General features: G+C 42.3%; 12 protein-coding genes and 1 pseudogene. 7 read left to right on the top strand and 6 right to left on the bottom strand.

Annotation, left to right across the window (positions count from 1 at the left end):
• Positions 1 to 214: 214 nt before the first annotated feature.
• Together EWV84_RS12420 and rimO are read right to left on the bottom strand one after the other, a co-directional pair.
• Positions 215 to 1,654, bottom strand: a complete 1,440-nt coding sequence (locus tag EWV84_RS12420; RefSeq protein WP_287078232.1) for a DEAD/DEAH box helicase — start codon at positions 1,652 to 1,654, stop codon at positions 215 to 217.
• Between the two features lie 41 nt (positions 1,655 to 1,695).
• Entirely contained in the window at positions 1,696 to 3,009 is a 1,314-nt protein-coding gene (gene rimO / locus EWV84_RS12415; RefSeq protein ID WP_287078233.1) for a 30S ribosomal protein S12 methylthiotransferase RimO, read from the bottom strand.
• Positions 3,010 to 3,190: 181 nt separating this feature from the next.
• Here rimO and btpA point away from each other — a divergent pair, with 181 nt between their 5' ends.
• From btpA to EWV84_RS12385, 6 genes and pseudogenes are all read left to right on the top strand, one after another.
• Positions 3,191 to 4,042: a photosystem I biogenesis protein BtpA gene (gene btpA, locus EWV84_RS12410; protein ID WP_287078231.1), complete on the top strand. Its 852-nt coding sequence runs from the start codon at positions 3,191 to 3,193 to the stop codon at positions 4,040 to 4,042.
• 203 nt (positions 4,043 to 4,245) lie between these two features.
• Positions 4,246 to 5,232: a vitamin K epoxide reductase family protein gene (locus EWV84_RS12405; protein ID WP_287078230.1), complete on the top strand. Its 987-nt coding sequence runs from the start codon at positions 4,246 to 4,248 to the stop codon at positions 5,230 to 5,232.
• Positions 5,233 to 5,437: 205 nt separating this feature from the next.
• A pseudogene (locus tag EWV84_RS12400) lies at positions 5,438 to 6,535 on the top strand (DNA methyltransferase); the annotation flags it as partial.
• 16 nt (positions 6,536 to 6,551) lie between these two features.
• Positions 6,552 to 6,740: a hypothetical protein gene (locus tag EWV84_RS12395; RefSeq protein ID WP_287078229.1), complete on the top strand. Its 189-nt coding sequence runs from the start codon at positions 6,552 to 6,554 to the stop codon at positions 6,738 to 6,740.
• A 138-nt stretch (positions 6,741 to 6,878) separates the two neighbouring features.
• Positions 6,879 to 7,463 (top strand): Bpu10I family restriction endonuclease, encoded by a 585-nt coding sequence (locus EWV84_RS12390; protein ID WP_286826148.1) that lies wholly within the window; start codon positions 6,879 to 6,881, stop codon positions 7,461 to 7,463.
• A gap of 72 nt (positions 7,464 to 7,535) precedes the next feature.
• The gene (locus EWV84_RS12385; RefSeq protein WP_287078228.1) at positions 7,536 to 8,774 is read left to right on the top strand and encodes a DNA cytosine methyltransferase; all 1,239 of its coding nucleotides are present in this window, start codon (positions 7,536 to 7,538) and stop codon (positions 8,772 to 8,774) included.
• Between the two features lie 326 nt (positions 8,775 to 9,100).
• Here EWV84_RS12385 and EWV84_RS12380 read toward each other — a convergent pair whose 3' ends face one another.
• Positions 9,101 to 9,514, bottom strand: coding sequence for a PIN domain-containing protein (locus EWV84_RS12380; protein WP_287078227.1), 414 nt, complete (start codon positions 9,512 to 9,514; stop codon positions 9,101 to 9,103).
• The gene (locus EWV84_RS12375) at positions 9,511 to 9,732 is read right to left on the bottom strand and encodes a hypothetical protein (protein ID WP_012265896.1); all 222 of its coding nucleotides are present in this window, start codon (positions 9,730 to 9,732) and stop codon (positions 9,511 to 9,513) included. The genes EWV84_RS12380 and EWV84_RS12375 overlap by 4 nt, the downstream gene beginning before the upstream one ends.
• Before the next feature lie 264 nt (positions 9,733 to 9,996).
• On the opposite strand from EWV84_RS12375, the gene EWV84_RS12370 reads away from it, so the two are divergent.
• The gene (locus EWV84_RS12370; RefSeq protein WP_287078226.1) at positions 9,997 to 11,544 is read left to right on the top strand and encodes a PEP-CTERM sorting domain-containing protein; all 1,548 of its coding nucleotides are present in this window, start codon (positions 9,997 to 9,999) and stop codon (positions 11,542 to 11,544) included.
• A 226-nt stretch (positions 11,545 to 11,770) separates the two neighbouring features.
• Here EWV84_RS12370 and EWV84_RS12365 read toward each other — a convergent pair whose 3' ends face one another.
• Both EWV84_RS12365 and EWV84_RS12360 read right to left on the bottom strand, forming a co-directional pair.
• Positions 11,771 to 12,229 (bottom strand): hypothetical protein, encoded by a 459-nt coding sequence (locus EWV84_RS12365; protein ID WP_287078225.1) that lies wholly within the window; start codon positions 12,227 to 12,229, stop codon positions 11,771 to 11,773.
• Between the two features lie 43 nt (positions 12,230 to 12,272).
• The gene (locus tag EWV84_RS12360) at positions 12,273 to 13,886 is read right to left on the bottom strand and encodes an ABC transporter substrate-binding protein (protein WP_287078224.1); all 1,614 of its coding nucleotides are present in this window, start codon (positions 13,884 to 13,886) and stop codon (positions 12,273 to 12,275) included.
• Between the last annotated feature and the right edge of the window lie 262 nt (positions 13,887 to 14,148).

The following is a 14,148-nucleotide window of genomic DNA, read 5'->3' as shown; positions in this document are numbered from 1 at the left end:
GTAATTGACCACCTGAAAATGGGTAAAACCCCACACCCCACACCCCAACCCCCAACCCCCAACCCCCAACCCCCAACCCCCACCGAAAAACTTTTTCAGCAGACCCTATGTAGAATGCTTTCGACGACGTACTGGGAAATTACCTGACAAAAAAAAGTTGATAGAACCAAAACGGTCTATCAACTCTTAAAATTACTTCTTCAGGAACTAAAAATTAACGTTCCTGAAAGACGATTTTTTTGTCCAAGGAAGGACGGTTATTCGACTTAGAAGGATACTTATTGCCACCACTGCGGGGAGTTTTATTAATCACCGGTTTACTGCTCGCCGGTGCGGGAACTTCCCAATCGGTTTTCATCCACTGGGGACAATTTTGATCGTAGATCATTTGCAGGGCAGCCGCCGCGATCGCTTGGGGATCGTATTCTTCACTTAAATCCCGCACTAAAGGCAAGAAAGAAGCCATACGTTCCCCCGATAAAGCCTCTTTTAGCTGATTTTGCAGCTTGGCCAGGCGTTTTGCTTCTACTTCGGTGCGACTAGGAATGGGACTAGATTCCAGACGTTGACGCAAACGCTGTTCGATCTGACGCAACAAACGCCGATCGATCGGTTCTACTAAAGATATAGCAGTTCCCGTTTTACCAGCGCGGCCCGTGCGGCCAATGCGGTGAATATAGGTTTCCGCATTATCCGGCAGATCATAGTTAATAACGTGGCTGAGATTTTCCACATCTAGACCGCGGGCCGCGATATCCGTGGCTACCACTAATTTAATTTTGCCCTCGCGGAAACGTTGCACCAGTCGTTCCCGTTGCACTTGGCTTAAGTTACCGTGGTATTCATCCACCGTTTGCCCCGCTTCTTGCAGTTTGCTGGTTAATTCGGCCGCGGTTTGCTTGGTGCGGACGAAAATAATCGCCGATTCTAGGGGTTCGATCTCTAACAGGGGTTGCAGGACTTTTAATTTCGTCCAACCGCGAGGGATCAGATAAATTTTCTGCTCGATTTTAGCAGGAGCGGCCTGGGGTTGAGAAACCGTCACAGAAACGGGAGATTTCAAGAAATTAGCGATTAAATCGCGGATTTCCCGGGGCATAGTTGCCGAGAAACAGGCGGTTTGACGGGTGGAGGGGGATGCTTGCAGAATTTTCTTAACATCATCGATGAAACCCATACTGAGCATTTCGTCCGCTTCATCGAGGACTACCCAGTTTAGGGATTCTAGATGGAGTTTTTTGCGATCGAGCAGATCGATTACCCGGCCAGGAGTCCCGACCACAATCTGGACACCTTTTTCCAGACTGCGGATCTGACGTTCCATGGATTGACCACCACAGACTGTCAGGATAAAGAGACGACGATCATCAGAGAAATCTTTGATGGCGCTGGCCACCTGTTGGGCTAATTCCCGGGTGGGGGTGAGGATTAAAGCTTGAACGTTAGGATTTTTGGTGTCCATGCGTTCGAGTAAAGGCAGGGAATAGGCGGCAGTTTTGCCGGTTCCCGTTTGCGACATTCCTACCATGTCATGGCCTTCTAACAGGAGAGGGATGGCTTTCGATTGAATTTCGGTGGGGGTGGTGAATCCAAGCGTTTCTAGGTGTTGAAGACGGCTATCGGATAAACCTAAATTGTTGAAACCAGTGGTCATAGGGATTGTTTTGTGGGAATTAAATTAGAAAAATGGAAAAATTAGACTATTTCGCCGTAGAGATCGTAGGTATCGGCCGAAGTGATTCGGACCTGTACGATCGCACCTAGAATCGCCTCCCCTGTCACATAAACCAAGCCATCCACTTCCGGGGAAAAACGAGCGGAACGCCCGATTAACTCTCCTGTTTCTGGGTTTTCCTGTTCGATGAGAACATCGACAGTTTGACCGATATAAGCTTGATTTTTGCGCTCCGAGATCGGTTGCTGAGTTAACATCAACCGTTCGCGGCGTTCGTCCATAATTGCCTGTGGCACTGGATTGGGCAGGTCAAAAGCGGCTGTACCTTCTTCGGCGGAGAAGGTAAACACCCCGACGTGATCGAACTCATGACGCTTGACAAATTCCAGCAGATGGCTGAAATGTTCCTCGGTTTCTCCGGGGAAACCGACGATAAAAGTCGTTCGTAAAACCGCGTTCGGGATAGCTTGCTTGATCCGCTCGATAATGCCATCGTTGACTCGTCCTTGCCAGGGACGGTTCATCGCCCGCAGGATGTCGGGATGGGAATGCTGTAGCGGCAAGTCTAGATAGGGTAAAACATTCGGGGTCTCTCGGATCGCCTCGATAACCTTTGGCGTTAACCCGGTCGGGTAAGCGTAGTGAACGCGAATCCAAGGTATATCGACTTCTCCCAGCGCTCGCAAGAGTTCCGCTAATTTGGGTTCGCCATATAAGTCTAACCCATAATTGGTTGTTATTTGCGAAATGAGAATTAATTCTTGCACTCCTTGGCCGGCCAATTGTCGCGCTTCGGCCACAATGGACTCGATCGATCTCGATCGCTGATCGCCGCGCAGGTGGGGAATAATACAGAAAGCACAGCGATAATCGCAGCCTTCGGCCACCCGCAGATAGGCGACTCCTTCGGTAGTGGTGCGATAACGGGGTAGATTTTCATCAGCGATAAAAGTGGGATCGGCGCTGACTTCCTTGACTCGTTCTCCCGTCTCTACCCGTTCCACGATCTCGACGATTTTCTGATAATCTCCCGTGCCAACAATGGCCACGGCTTCCGGCAATTCCGTCAGGAGTTCATCTTGGAAATGTTGGGCCATACAGCCGGAGATAATAATTTTTTTATTAGCTTCCGCCAGTTCCACGAGGGTGCGAACGGATTCTTCTCTAGCTGCTTGAATGAAACTACAGGTATTAACGATAACGTAATCGGCCAACTCCTCGTCATTATCTACGGGATAGCCGGCCTTGGCCAGCAGTCCTAACATATGCTCGGAGTCGATCCGGTTTTTCTCACAGCCTAGGTGTGAGATAGCGATGGTTGGCTTATTGCCCATGCGATCGAGTATCAACCAAATCTTAAACTTCTCTAATGTTAAGACATTTTAACGGATTCCGGACTTGATAAAATCATTAGCAGTTAAAATATTTTCCCCCCTGTGGCCCCGTGGCTAGGCCTTGACCCTGTTAAAATGGGTGAGCGGCGCCTGGTTGGGGACGCTAAGAGTAGTAGACGCTGTGAACTTAATTGCAACTTTCAAGACAAAAAACCCGATTATTGGCGTGGTTCATCTCGCCCCCCTGCCCACTTCCCCCCGTTGGGGTGGTAGTCTCAAGACGGTGATCGAGCGGGCTGAACAGGAGGCGACGGCTTTGGCTGCCGGTGGTGTTGATGGTTTGATTATCGAGAATTTTTTTGATGCCCCCTTTACCAAGCAACAGGTGGATCCCGCCGTGGTTAGTGCCATGACTTTAATTGTTGATCGCATTAAAAATCTGGTGGTCTTACCGATCGGTCTTAATGTTCTCCGCAATGATGCCCATAGTGCCTTAGCGATCGCTACCTGTGTCAATGCCCAATTTATTCGAGTTAATGTGCTAACGGGGGTTATGGCTACCGATCAGGGCATTATTGAGGGTCAGGCCCACGAACTCCTGCGTTATCGGCGCGAATTGGGGTCTGAGGTCAAAATTTTAGCGGATGTTTTGGTTAAACACGCCCGCCCCTTGGCAACTCCTAATCTGACTACGGCAGTTCAAGATACGATCGAACGGGGACTAGCAGACGGGGTGATTCTCTCCGGTTGGGCTACCGGTAGCCCCCCTAGTTTTGAGGATTTGGAACTGGCAGTGGCGGCGGCCAAGGGAACACCGGTTTTTATCGGCAGCGGGGCTGATTTGGACAATATCGGGCGGTTACTGCCGGCTGCCGATGGGGTGATCGTGGCTAGTTCCCTCAAGCGTCATGGCAAAATTACTGAACCGGTGGATCCGATCCGGGTGTCGCAATTTGTGGAAACGGCCCGGCAGATCAACGATCAAAAAGCAAAAATTAATAATTCTCTCCCTTCTTTGCCTCTGTCCACATAACCCCTTGCTAGAATGGCGGATAGTTTCAGGGGATAGCTATCCTAAGTTTTTAGGAATTGAAAACCTCCTAATTAACACAATATCGTTACGGGATTTTTCCTTTCGACAAAGTACATTTCGATTTGTGAAAATCTCATTAAGTAACGATTTCCCTCCTGACTCCTGACTCCTGAATTCTGCTGTAATTTAATCTAAATAATATTATGCGTCGTCGTTCTGTACCTTGGATTCATCGCTACTCCCGGCCCCTAATTGGGGGGGTTTCGATCGTGGGGGCGATTCTGACCGGCTATTTAACCATTACCAAACTGACGGGAGGGGCTGCTGCCTGTACCGCCGGGGCTAGTGATGGGGCTGGTTGTAGTGGTGTTCTTAATAGTCCCTACGCTACGGTTTTCGGGCTGCCCTTGAGTTTGTTCGGTTTTTTGGCCTATATGGCCATGGCGGTTTTTTCCCTCAGTCCTCTATTTATCAATGGGGAAACTCAGAAAAATCTCCGCAAAAGTTTAGAAAATAATACTTGGTTATTGCTGTTAGCAGGGGCGACTGCGATGGCGGTATTTAGTGGTTATTTAATGTATATTCTAGCCACGGAATTAAAGGAATTGTGTCCCTACTGCATCACTTCGGCTTTGTTCGCTTTAACCCTATTAATTCTCACAATTATCGGGCGCGAATGGGAAGGTTTAGGACAAATTATACTGCCGATGGTTGTAGTGGCAATGATTACTTTTGTGGGAACTTTAGCGGTTTATGCGGGAGTAAATTCCCCCACGGTGGCAGGAGGAAAAGAAGAAATTACCCGGCCAATGACAGCTGCTACACCCCCGTATGGTTGGGAAGTAACCACGGTTTCGGGAAAAGCAGAAATCGCCCTGGCTAAACATTTAAAAGCAATTGGTGCGAAGGAATACGGGGCTTTTTGGTGTCCCCACTGTTACGATCAAAAACAGTTATTTGGTAAGGAAGCTGGAGAAATCCTCAAAAAAGAAGGGGTTTATATCGAATGCGATCCCCAAGGGGTTAATGGTAATCCCCAAGCTTGTCGCAATGCCGGAATTAAAGGTTTCCCCACTTGGATTATTAAGGGTCAAGAATATTCGGGAACCCAAAGATTAGAGAAATTGGCGGAGATTTCTGGTTATACTGGCCCGATGAATTTTAAATATACAGTTCCGGGGCGCAAGTAGGAAAATATTGAGGGGTTGAACCTGGTTCAGCCCCGACATTTTATAGTGTTTGTTCTCTAGATAAAGTAGAACTTGAATTTTGTTCTTAGCAATAGAGGGAGATTGAAAGTTGCCAGATTTTGATCAACCTATACCCCAAGAAAAACTTGACATTATTGAGAAAAATAGAGCCAATTTATTTGCTTGGTGAGGTCAGTTTTCACCCCAACTGATTGAAACTATATTAACTTATTATTGCCCATCTAATTCGGTCATCCTCGATCCTTTTGTGGGTAGCGGCACTGTTTTGCTAGAGGCAAGTTATTTATCCCTAGAAGCTTATGGATTTGAGATTAATCCCGCTGCTTATATCATGAGTCATACCTATGAATTTATCAATGATTCTCAAAAAAAAGAAGTTCTTAAAAACCTGAGAAATATCATCGATCAAGAATTTCCTTTGAGAATTTTTGAAGTCAGTGACCAAGTAGAAAATTTAGTAGATAAATTGCAAAATACTAGGAATATGCTACCGGATCGGTCAAAGGTTTTATTTGATGCTTTGGTAATCATTCTTGATGTATGTAAGAATAAAATTACTCAGGAATTTATTCAGAAAAAATTTTCACATCTTAGCAATATAATTACTAAGCTACCTTACTCTCAAAAACCGATCAGGGTTGGATTATCTGATGCTCGTTCTCTACCACTAAAAAATAATCAGATAGATTTTGTTGTGACTTCTCCACCCTATATAAATGTTTTTAATTACCATCAAAATTATCGTCAATCCGCTGAAATCTTAGGATGGGATTTACTCAAGATAGCCAAGTCAGAAATTGGTTCTAATAGAGCAAATAGGAGTAATCGTTTCTACACTGTAGTACAATACTGTTTAGATATGGGTGATATTTTAAAGGAACTGGCAAGAGTCAGCAAGCAGCAAGCAAGAATTGTTTTAATTGTAGGACAAGAATCTAACGTTCTTGGCGTACCTTTTTATAATGCTGATATTATTGAAAAAATAGGTATCAAAGCCAAGCTATTACAGAAAGTATTAAGACAAAAAAGAAAATTTAAGAATAAATTTGGTAAAGTTATTATAGAGGATATAATTAATTTTATCAACTTAAATAATCAAGTTAGTCAAGAGGTAATAGAACAAATTTCTAGAGAGGTAGCATTCGAGGTATTGGAAAGCAGTAGGCTTTTTGTATCTTCAGAAAACCAGCTATGTTTAGAATCAGCAATTGCCAAAGTCAATAATATTCAAAGAACACCAATTTTAGATAAGAGATTATATATTGATCCTGTTAATATTTGAACATCAACAAAAATACATGAACGAATTTTCTCGTCCTCACTACACAAAAATAACTGCCTGTCTTAACAATCCTCGGTTGCCAGAATCTGATCGGGAACGTTTAGAAGAAGCTATTATAAAATATCGCCAGTGGATTATCGAGTTAGAATCGATTAATTCTGGTCAAGCAGATGCAGTAGAAAAGCTAGTGTCAGCTACTAACTGATATAAGCGTTTTATTGAACTTGACTTGATTTTTGATAGTTCAGATAATTTTTTGTATAGACAGAAAGGACAGTTAAAATTAGATAATACTATATTATAAGAATTTTTACCGCAGCTGGTTTTACGTAGTTTATAAGGAATAGATAACTCTTTTGAATTGGGTCCAAGAAATACCTTCTCTGGACTAAGTTTCCTATCCTCTCTCGGCAATATTGGTCAAGGTGGTCAAGCAAATATTAGAAGCAAAAATCAGGATTTTATACTGGGTAAAAAGTTATATCTAAAGTCATCTTTTGAGCCAGAATTTCAAAATTATGAATTGATTGAGTCTCATCTTGGCTATGTTTGTGCAGAGTGCAAAACTAATTTAGATAAAACTATGTTTCAGGAAGCTGTAGCCACAAGTAGAGATTTAAAAATTGCCGTTCCTAACTCTTTATATTTTTTGATTTGCGAATTTCTTGATATGACACCAGTTTCAATAATTTCTACTCAAATTGATGATGTGTTAATTATACGAAAAACTAAGCGTATTCCCGCTAATCTTCGACAAGAGTATCGCTCCTCAAAAGCAAGACAGCTGCACAGACAGGAATATGTAGATTTTTTGGATGCTTCTCAATATTATCCCGATGTATTTCAAAGGATGATCGATAAAATACAAACTCATATTGATAATACAAATCCATCACTGGAAAATGTTTTATATCAAGGATATTTCTAAAAATTTTCTCGACATCAAGTTTAGCTAATTTGATGTATAATCAAGATGTAGATAAGTTGCTAATTATTGGTTATGACTCAGGTAAATCTACAAAAAGCCGCTAATATTCTCCGTGTCACTACCGCAGAAATACTAACATGGCAAAAGAAAAAATTAATCAAAGGTCAGAAAATCAATCAAGTTGATTGGTTATTTAATCTGGATGAATTAACCAATTTTAAAAATAACCAATCCCCCAGAGAATTGATAATTTTACAAACTGTTGAGCCAACTAATTACACGGTTCTTGAATTATTTGCTGGCTGTGGTGGTATGGCTTTAGGTTTAGAAAATGCGGGACTAAAAACGCAATTAATGGTGGAAATTAACCAAGATTGTGTTAATACTTTAAGACTCAATCGACCGCAATGGAATGTTATAAATCAGGACATAAAAAAGATTAAATTTTCTGATTTTAGAGACAAAATAGATATTGTAGCTGGGGGTTTTCCCTGCCAACCTTTTAGTTATGCTGGGTTAGGGAAAGGATTAGAAGATTTGAGAGGAAGCTTATTTTTTGAATTTGCTCGTTGTTTACAGGAAGTACAACCTAAAATTGCTATGGCCGAAAATGTTCGAGGATTATTAAGCAATAAAAAAGGAGAAACCCTGCAATTAATGCTGCAAGCTTTACAGGAAATCGGTTATTATGCTGCTTATCAAGTTTTATCGGCTCAATTTCTCGATGTTCCCCAAAAAAGAGAAAGATTAATTATTATCGCCACCCGTCAAGACCTAAATATTAAACCCATTTTTCCCCAATATAAAAACTATACTATTTCTTTGAAAAAAGCTCTAGAGAATTGTCCAATTTCTCTGGGAGTAGAATATAAAGAAAGAAAAAAAGCGATTATGTCCTTAGTTCCCGCAGGAGGAAATTGGCGGAATTTGCCGATGGATATTCAAAAAGAATATATGAAAAATAGTCTCAAAAATCACGGAGGCCGGACAGGATATGCTAAAAGATTATCTTGGGATGAACCAGCTTTAACTATTACCTGTAGTCCAGCACAAACCCAAACAGAAAGATGTCATCCCCAAGAAACTCGTCCTTTGACTGTGAGAGAATATGCACGAGTGCAGTCCTTTCCCGATGATTGGCAATTTACCGGTAACTTAACCTCTCAATATCGACAGATTGGTAACGCGGTTCCTGTTAATATGGCCTATCATCTTGGTGGCTGTTTAATTAATATGTTGCAAGGGGATTATCTGGGGGAAACACAGCCAAAAACTGAACAGTTAAGCATTCCGGGGTTAGAAGTTAATTAGGGTTTGCGGCAAAAAGTTTGTTGGTGGGGGTAGGAGTCAGGAGTCAGGAGTCAGTAGCCGGTCGTTTCAGGCTTTGTTGCCCTTGTTTTTTGTACCAAGCTATGTACTAAACGAAGGATAATGCAAGGTTTTTGAAAGTCCCAATCCTATTTTCGCAGCACTAACATCGGATTTTAACAGGTCAAAAGCCTTATTTTAAAAGGGTTTTACCATTATTCAGCAAGTCCTAACTATTCATAATTACTGACACGCAAAAACTATTGATTTAGGATAACAAATACAATTATAATACTTTTGAATCACCGATAACTGTTTCAGTTTCATTGTTAGATGGTATAGGGAATCTCAATAAATGGATGTTGATTGAGATCAAAATCTTGGGTATTACGAGTGACTAATTTGAGATTATAGTAAAGGGCGACCGCTGCTTGAATGGCATCGGGCAATTTCCATTGAATAACCTTTTTGTTAGGCTGTTTAGTTGCCTTTTTTTTGATTTGTTCACGACGGATTTGAATGACTAAATCAGTGATGTTGACATCTAAGTCTATCAGGGGAAAATGGCTTAACAACTCTGCTGCTTTTTCAAAGGAATTATTATCATCAAAACCAATGAGAACTTCGGCTTTAGTAATGACAGAAATATAACTTTCATCTCGGTGAGCTTTGAGATAAACTGTAGCTTGGGTAATACCATTAAAATGGTCGATTAAAATACAGGAGTCTATTAATCGTTTCATATCCACTCCTCCCGAATTTTTTGCTGATATTCTAAGCCATCTCCTTTAGTCCAGATTCCCTTGGTTTTATCTAATAAGGCTTCAAAATCGGCTTCTGTCTTTTCATCCTCAACTACTTGAATGTTAATGGCTAACTTTGTTCCTGCTTTAAAGGGTAAGTTAGAGAGGATAATCTTCTGAGAATGATCGATGGTTAAATAGGTTTGATAACTATTCATAATTATTGACACGCAAAAACTATTGATTTAGGATAACAAAGACAATTATAATACTTTTGAATCACCGATAACCGTTTCAATTTCCTTGTCCTTAATAGAACTTAATATACTTCAATTTTCTCAAAAAAATCGACCCGCCTAACGGCGAGAAAAAAGTTAAAAAGGCTGAATAAATAATCAGTTTTTAATAACCAGATTTTGTAGGACGGAGAGGAGTGTAAATATTTGTAAAAATGTAGCTTAGAATACAGTTGTGGGGGGGGAATGTGTATTCTCGCAGTTACTTTTCTGATTGATAAAGAATCGAAACCAATGACCATAGCATATAAAACGTTGAAAAAATCCCTTCCTATAGGTATCTTTTCTGCGACCTTTTTAGTGGCACTTACGAATCAACCAAGCTCGGCATTTACTGTTAATCCTCTGGGTCCTCTAGGAGCATTAAACAACTGGGTTCCCCAAGAAACATATACACTAGGAGGCAATACGAGTTGGAAGGTAGATCTTAATCCTATTAATGTCACACTCATTAATAAGGCAGCAGATAGAGATGCATTTAAGACTTTTTTAGATAATTCAATCTATGGAAAAGCAGTAGCAGATGGAGGACTAGGCTGGACTTTTAATCTTAAACCAGTTGATACTTTAAAGGGAACTTTTAACATTCAAAATTATTACGCTTGTGCGCCGACTACTGAGTGTGGAAAGGAGCGTGCCAAAGACCCTGTATTTCCAGGTCCTATTTTAAAAACCGGTGTTGGTGCTTTTCTGGACTTAACCTTGAGTTATGATCCAAAAGCAAACGGACAACCACAAAACGCTCCAACAGGCAATGACTTTCACTGGATTCAGCAAATAATGAATGATCATAAGCTTGGGTTCGATCATGGCGTTAAGGATAACAAAATTGACACACCATCTACAACAACTCCTTACTACGACGATGGATTCTCAGCGAACCAAACCACTTTCATCGATAGTCCATATAGAGATGATTCAGGAAAAGCTCATAAGTTTGACTTTAACCTATTTTTAGTTAATCAAACTGCCGATAAGACAGTAGATATATATGATGGTATCAATTGGGGGTGGACAAATTCTTGCACATTACCTCAACCTAAGCCAAAAGGTCTATCCCTATTTGCTGAAGCAGATGCTTCAGGTTCTTGTCTAGATTTTGGTGATGCACCTGACAGTTATCAAACGTTGTTAGCATCAGACGGACCGCGATATCAAGAGGGTGAGCTTCAGTTGCTTGGACAGTTATGGGATTCAGAAAAAGATGGTCAACCAACTCCCTTGGCAGATGGAGATGATATAAATGGAGGTTGTCAAGATTGTAATATTGATCCAGATGACGAAGATGGTGTCATCTTCGGGGACAGTTGGGTTGATGTCTTATTTAAGATTACCCGACCCGATCCTAATCCTTATCAACTTCGTGCTTGGTGGGATACTAATTACAATGGAGTCTTCGACCACACATCAGAACTCTACATTGATGATTTACTCACCTTAGCGCCAGGCATCTTTACCAAGCGTTATAATCTAGGATTCAATCCCAAAGCAGATGGTCTTTATAGTCGCTTCCGTCTTACTTGGGACCCGTTAGATTTGGACGTGAAACCGTTTGATGAATATTACTCTAAAGCAGACTGTAACACCACTGATGCAGCAGCAGGAAACTGTGTCTCTCACGGTGAAGTAGAAGACTACGTTCATGTTCCCGAACCTATTCCCGAACCCAGTTCTATCTTTGGACTTCTCGCTTTCGGGGGACTCGGATTAATGGGACTTCGCAAGAAACGTTAATCCAATAGTTAGGGTTTGCTGAAAGAAGCTAGATACAATTAATTACACATATCTAATACTAAATCCGTTGAGTAACGCACAGAAAACGGGTTTCTCGGAGAAACCCGTTTTCTACTCATGCACTCATGCAAAAAGGGGAATAAATAATCAGTCTTTAATAACCAGATTTAGTATAACTACTTCTTGCTTGAGTGCCTACCCCACCAGAAATTGATTTTGTCCGATTTTACTGTTCAGGGGGAATAACTTCTAAGGGAATACTTTCAGTTTCTCCCTCTTTAGATGGATTGACATCGGGACTTTTTTCTGCATCTGGAGTTTTTTCCACCGCTTTGGTTTCTGGGGTGGGGGGATTTTCGGGGGGTACTTCTGGACTGGGGTTATTTTCCGGGATGGGAGTGAATTCTACTGGGGTTTCGCTTTCAGGAGACGGGGAAACTTCGGGGGAAGCTTCGCTATTACGGGTTGTTTCCGCGGGAGTTTCTTCTATCCGGGGAGATTCTGGGGTAGTTGCGGGGGTAGTTGCGGGGGTATCTGGGGGGGTGTCTTCACTGATGTTTCGTTCTTCCTGGGGACAGGCTGCCGATTCTAAACCGAGATGACATCGGACTTCCTCCCGTCCCAAAGACACGGCAATTCCCGACACGGACATTAATAAAGCTAGGATGGGCAAGATATTCTTCATAAAATTAGACTTGATTCTACTCCTCGACATCACATTGTCTATTTTAGATAGGATCGAACTGATATTGAGAACCCTTTGGCCCTTCATTGCCGCGATTAGCGCGCACCAGGGGAACTTGATTAAAAATGTTAAAATCCGTGGTGCTTCCCTGCAAGGTGATTCCTCGATTTAAAGTTTCGACTACAGTAGCACGGTCAGAACTTTTAGCGATCGCTTCTCCTAATACTTTCATGGTATCGTAGGCGGTAGCAGTACGCCAACTGACGCGACCGCGCCAACTTTTCAGCGCATCTTTGGCAAAAGGATCCGTTGCTTGGAAACTCCAAGGTACTGCTAGAACTAATCCGTCGATGCTATCTGCTCCTTGAATAAGTATATCGGGTGTATAAAGTTCATTTCCGCCTAATAAGAGCATTCCTGACGATTCTTGGGCAATAGCCACGGCTTGATTTATGCGATCGCCGTCTTTACTCAGGGCCAAAAATACCACCCTAGCGCCGGCTTTTTTGGCCTGATCTATGGCGGTTTTAGCGTTAAAATTGGCTTTAGTTGTGTCTATTTCCTTAACTATCTTGCCTCCCGGTTCTTTTATCGCTTTAGCAAAGGAATCCCTTAATTTTTGACTATAGGGACTATCGGAATTATAAAAAAGAACCACTGACGGAGAATTCTCTTGCTTACTAGCATAATTAGCCAAAGTTTTGGCCACCGCTTCCAGATAACTACCCAAAACTTCCTGAGATTTATCCTCAAGGGGAATAGTTTTCAGGGTTGATTTTCCCGTTTGACTAACACTGGTAGTCAGGGGAGAAAGAATCGCTAATCCTTCTTTTTCGTAACTTTCAATCGCTTTTTGACTAAAAGGATCGATTCCGTGGCCCATAACTGCCAAAACCTGACCGGATTGAATCAGATCATCGGCTATCGCTTTTGATTGTAGCCCACCGCCATCATTAGCGATGACTATTTCCAAAGGATTACCAGGATTAGAATTATTAAACTCCTCTTGATACCTGGCCACACCTCGGAGAATTTCCTTGGCACTGTTGGGGTCGTTAGCGATGGGGACAACGACGGCTATAGTATTTTGATTACCTTTTTGTCTAGCTTTGGCGTTATTGTAATAGATTTTGCCCTCCGGGTCGTTTGCTTGGGGAGTGGCTGCCGGTTGGTAAGCTGCGATCGCATTTGCCCAATCTTCCTTTTTAAAGGCCGCTGCGCCTTTTTCTTTGTTAGGAGTGGAATTAAGCAGTATTTTCTCACCTTGGCTAAATAAATCGGGATTTTTAGCCGTATTACTCACAAAAGTTGTCTTGGGTTGCTTGTTTGGGGTTTTTTCTGGGACGACTTCGCGAGTATCGGGTTTGGGAATGAGCATTTGCAATAGACTCCAACCCCCTAAACCTGCGGTTAAAGCGGTAATTATCAAAGCGAAGGGAAGTAACCAGTTAGATTTTTGGCCAACTCTAGTTGTACCCCCCGGGGAGACCACAACCGTGGTTTTAACCGTCGTTGTTACGGGATCCATCGCTTCCCTAGGCAGGCCACAGATAGGACAATCAGGAGTAGTATTTTCGCAGGGTTCATGACCTCCCGCAATCGCTTGCGTATAAGGTTTACCATCCTTAGGGATACCGTCACATTGCCAAGTAGTCATAATCAGTTATCAGTTATCAGTTATCAGTTATCAGTGGGTAAGTTATCAGTGGGTAAGTTATCAGTTATCAGATTTGAGTTTTAAGTGAGCAGTATGTGTTAAGTGAGCAGTATTAAATAGGGTTTGCGGCAAAAAGTTTTCCCTGGGGGTAGGGTGTGGGGTGTGGGGTGTGGGGTGTGGGGTTTTACCAGTTTTGAGGTGGCCAATTACCTAATTTTCAGGGAAAAAGTGCCTAAATTTCCCCCCGATCACTGCCATATCC

Source organism: Microcystis sp. M_QC_C_20170808_M3Col (genome assembly GCF_007095505.1).
Classification (GTDB): Bacteria; Cyanobacteriota; Cyanobacteriia; order Cyanobacteriales; family Microcystaceae; genus Microcystis.
This window is presented reverse-complemented; position numbering and strand designations above follow the sequence as displayed.

Bases quoted from the DNA above. Each gene is read 5' to 3' on its own strand.
- EWV84_RS12420 (WP_287078232.1), bottom strand. From the start codon at position 1,654: ATGACCACTGGTTTCAACAATTTAGGTTTATCCGATAGCCGTCTTCAA.
- rimO (WP_287078233.1), bottom strand. From the start codon at position 3,009: ATGGGCAATAAGCCAACCATCGCTATCTCACACCTAGGCTGTGAGAAA.
- EWV84_RS12405 (WP_287078230.1), top strand. From the start codon at position 4,246: ATGCGTCGTCGTTCTGTACCTTGGATTCATCGCTACTCCCGGCCCCTA.
- EWV84_RS12395 (WP_287078229.1), top strand. From the start codon at position 6,552: ATGAACGAATTTTCTCGTCCTCACTACACAAAAATAACTGCCTGTCTT.
- EWV84_RS12385 (WP_287078228.1), top strand. From the start codon at position 7,536: ATGACTCAGGTAAATCTACAAAAAGCCGCTAATATTCTCCGTGTCACT.
- EWV84_RS12380 (WP_287078227.1), bottom strand. From the start codon at position 9,514: ATGAAACGATTAATAGACTCCTGTATTTTAATCGACCATTTTAATGGT.
- EWV84_RS12375 (WP_012265896.1), bottom strand. From the start codon at position 9,732: ATGAATAGTTATCAAACCTATTTAACCATCGATCATTCTCAGAAGATT.
- EWV84_RS12370 (WP_287078226.1), top strand. From the start codon at position 9,997: ATGTGTATTCTCGCAGTTACTTTTCTGATTGATAAAGAATCGAAACCA.
- EWV84_RS12365 (WP_287078225.1), bottom strand. From the start codon at position 12,229: ATGAAGAATATCTTGCCCATCCTAGCTTTATTAATGTCCGTGTCGGGA.
- EWV84_RS12360 (WP_287078224.1), bottom strand. From the start codon at position 13,886: ATGACTACTTGGCAATGTGACGGTATCCCTAAGGATGGTAAACCTTAT.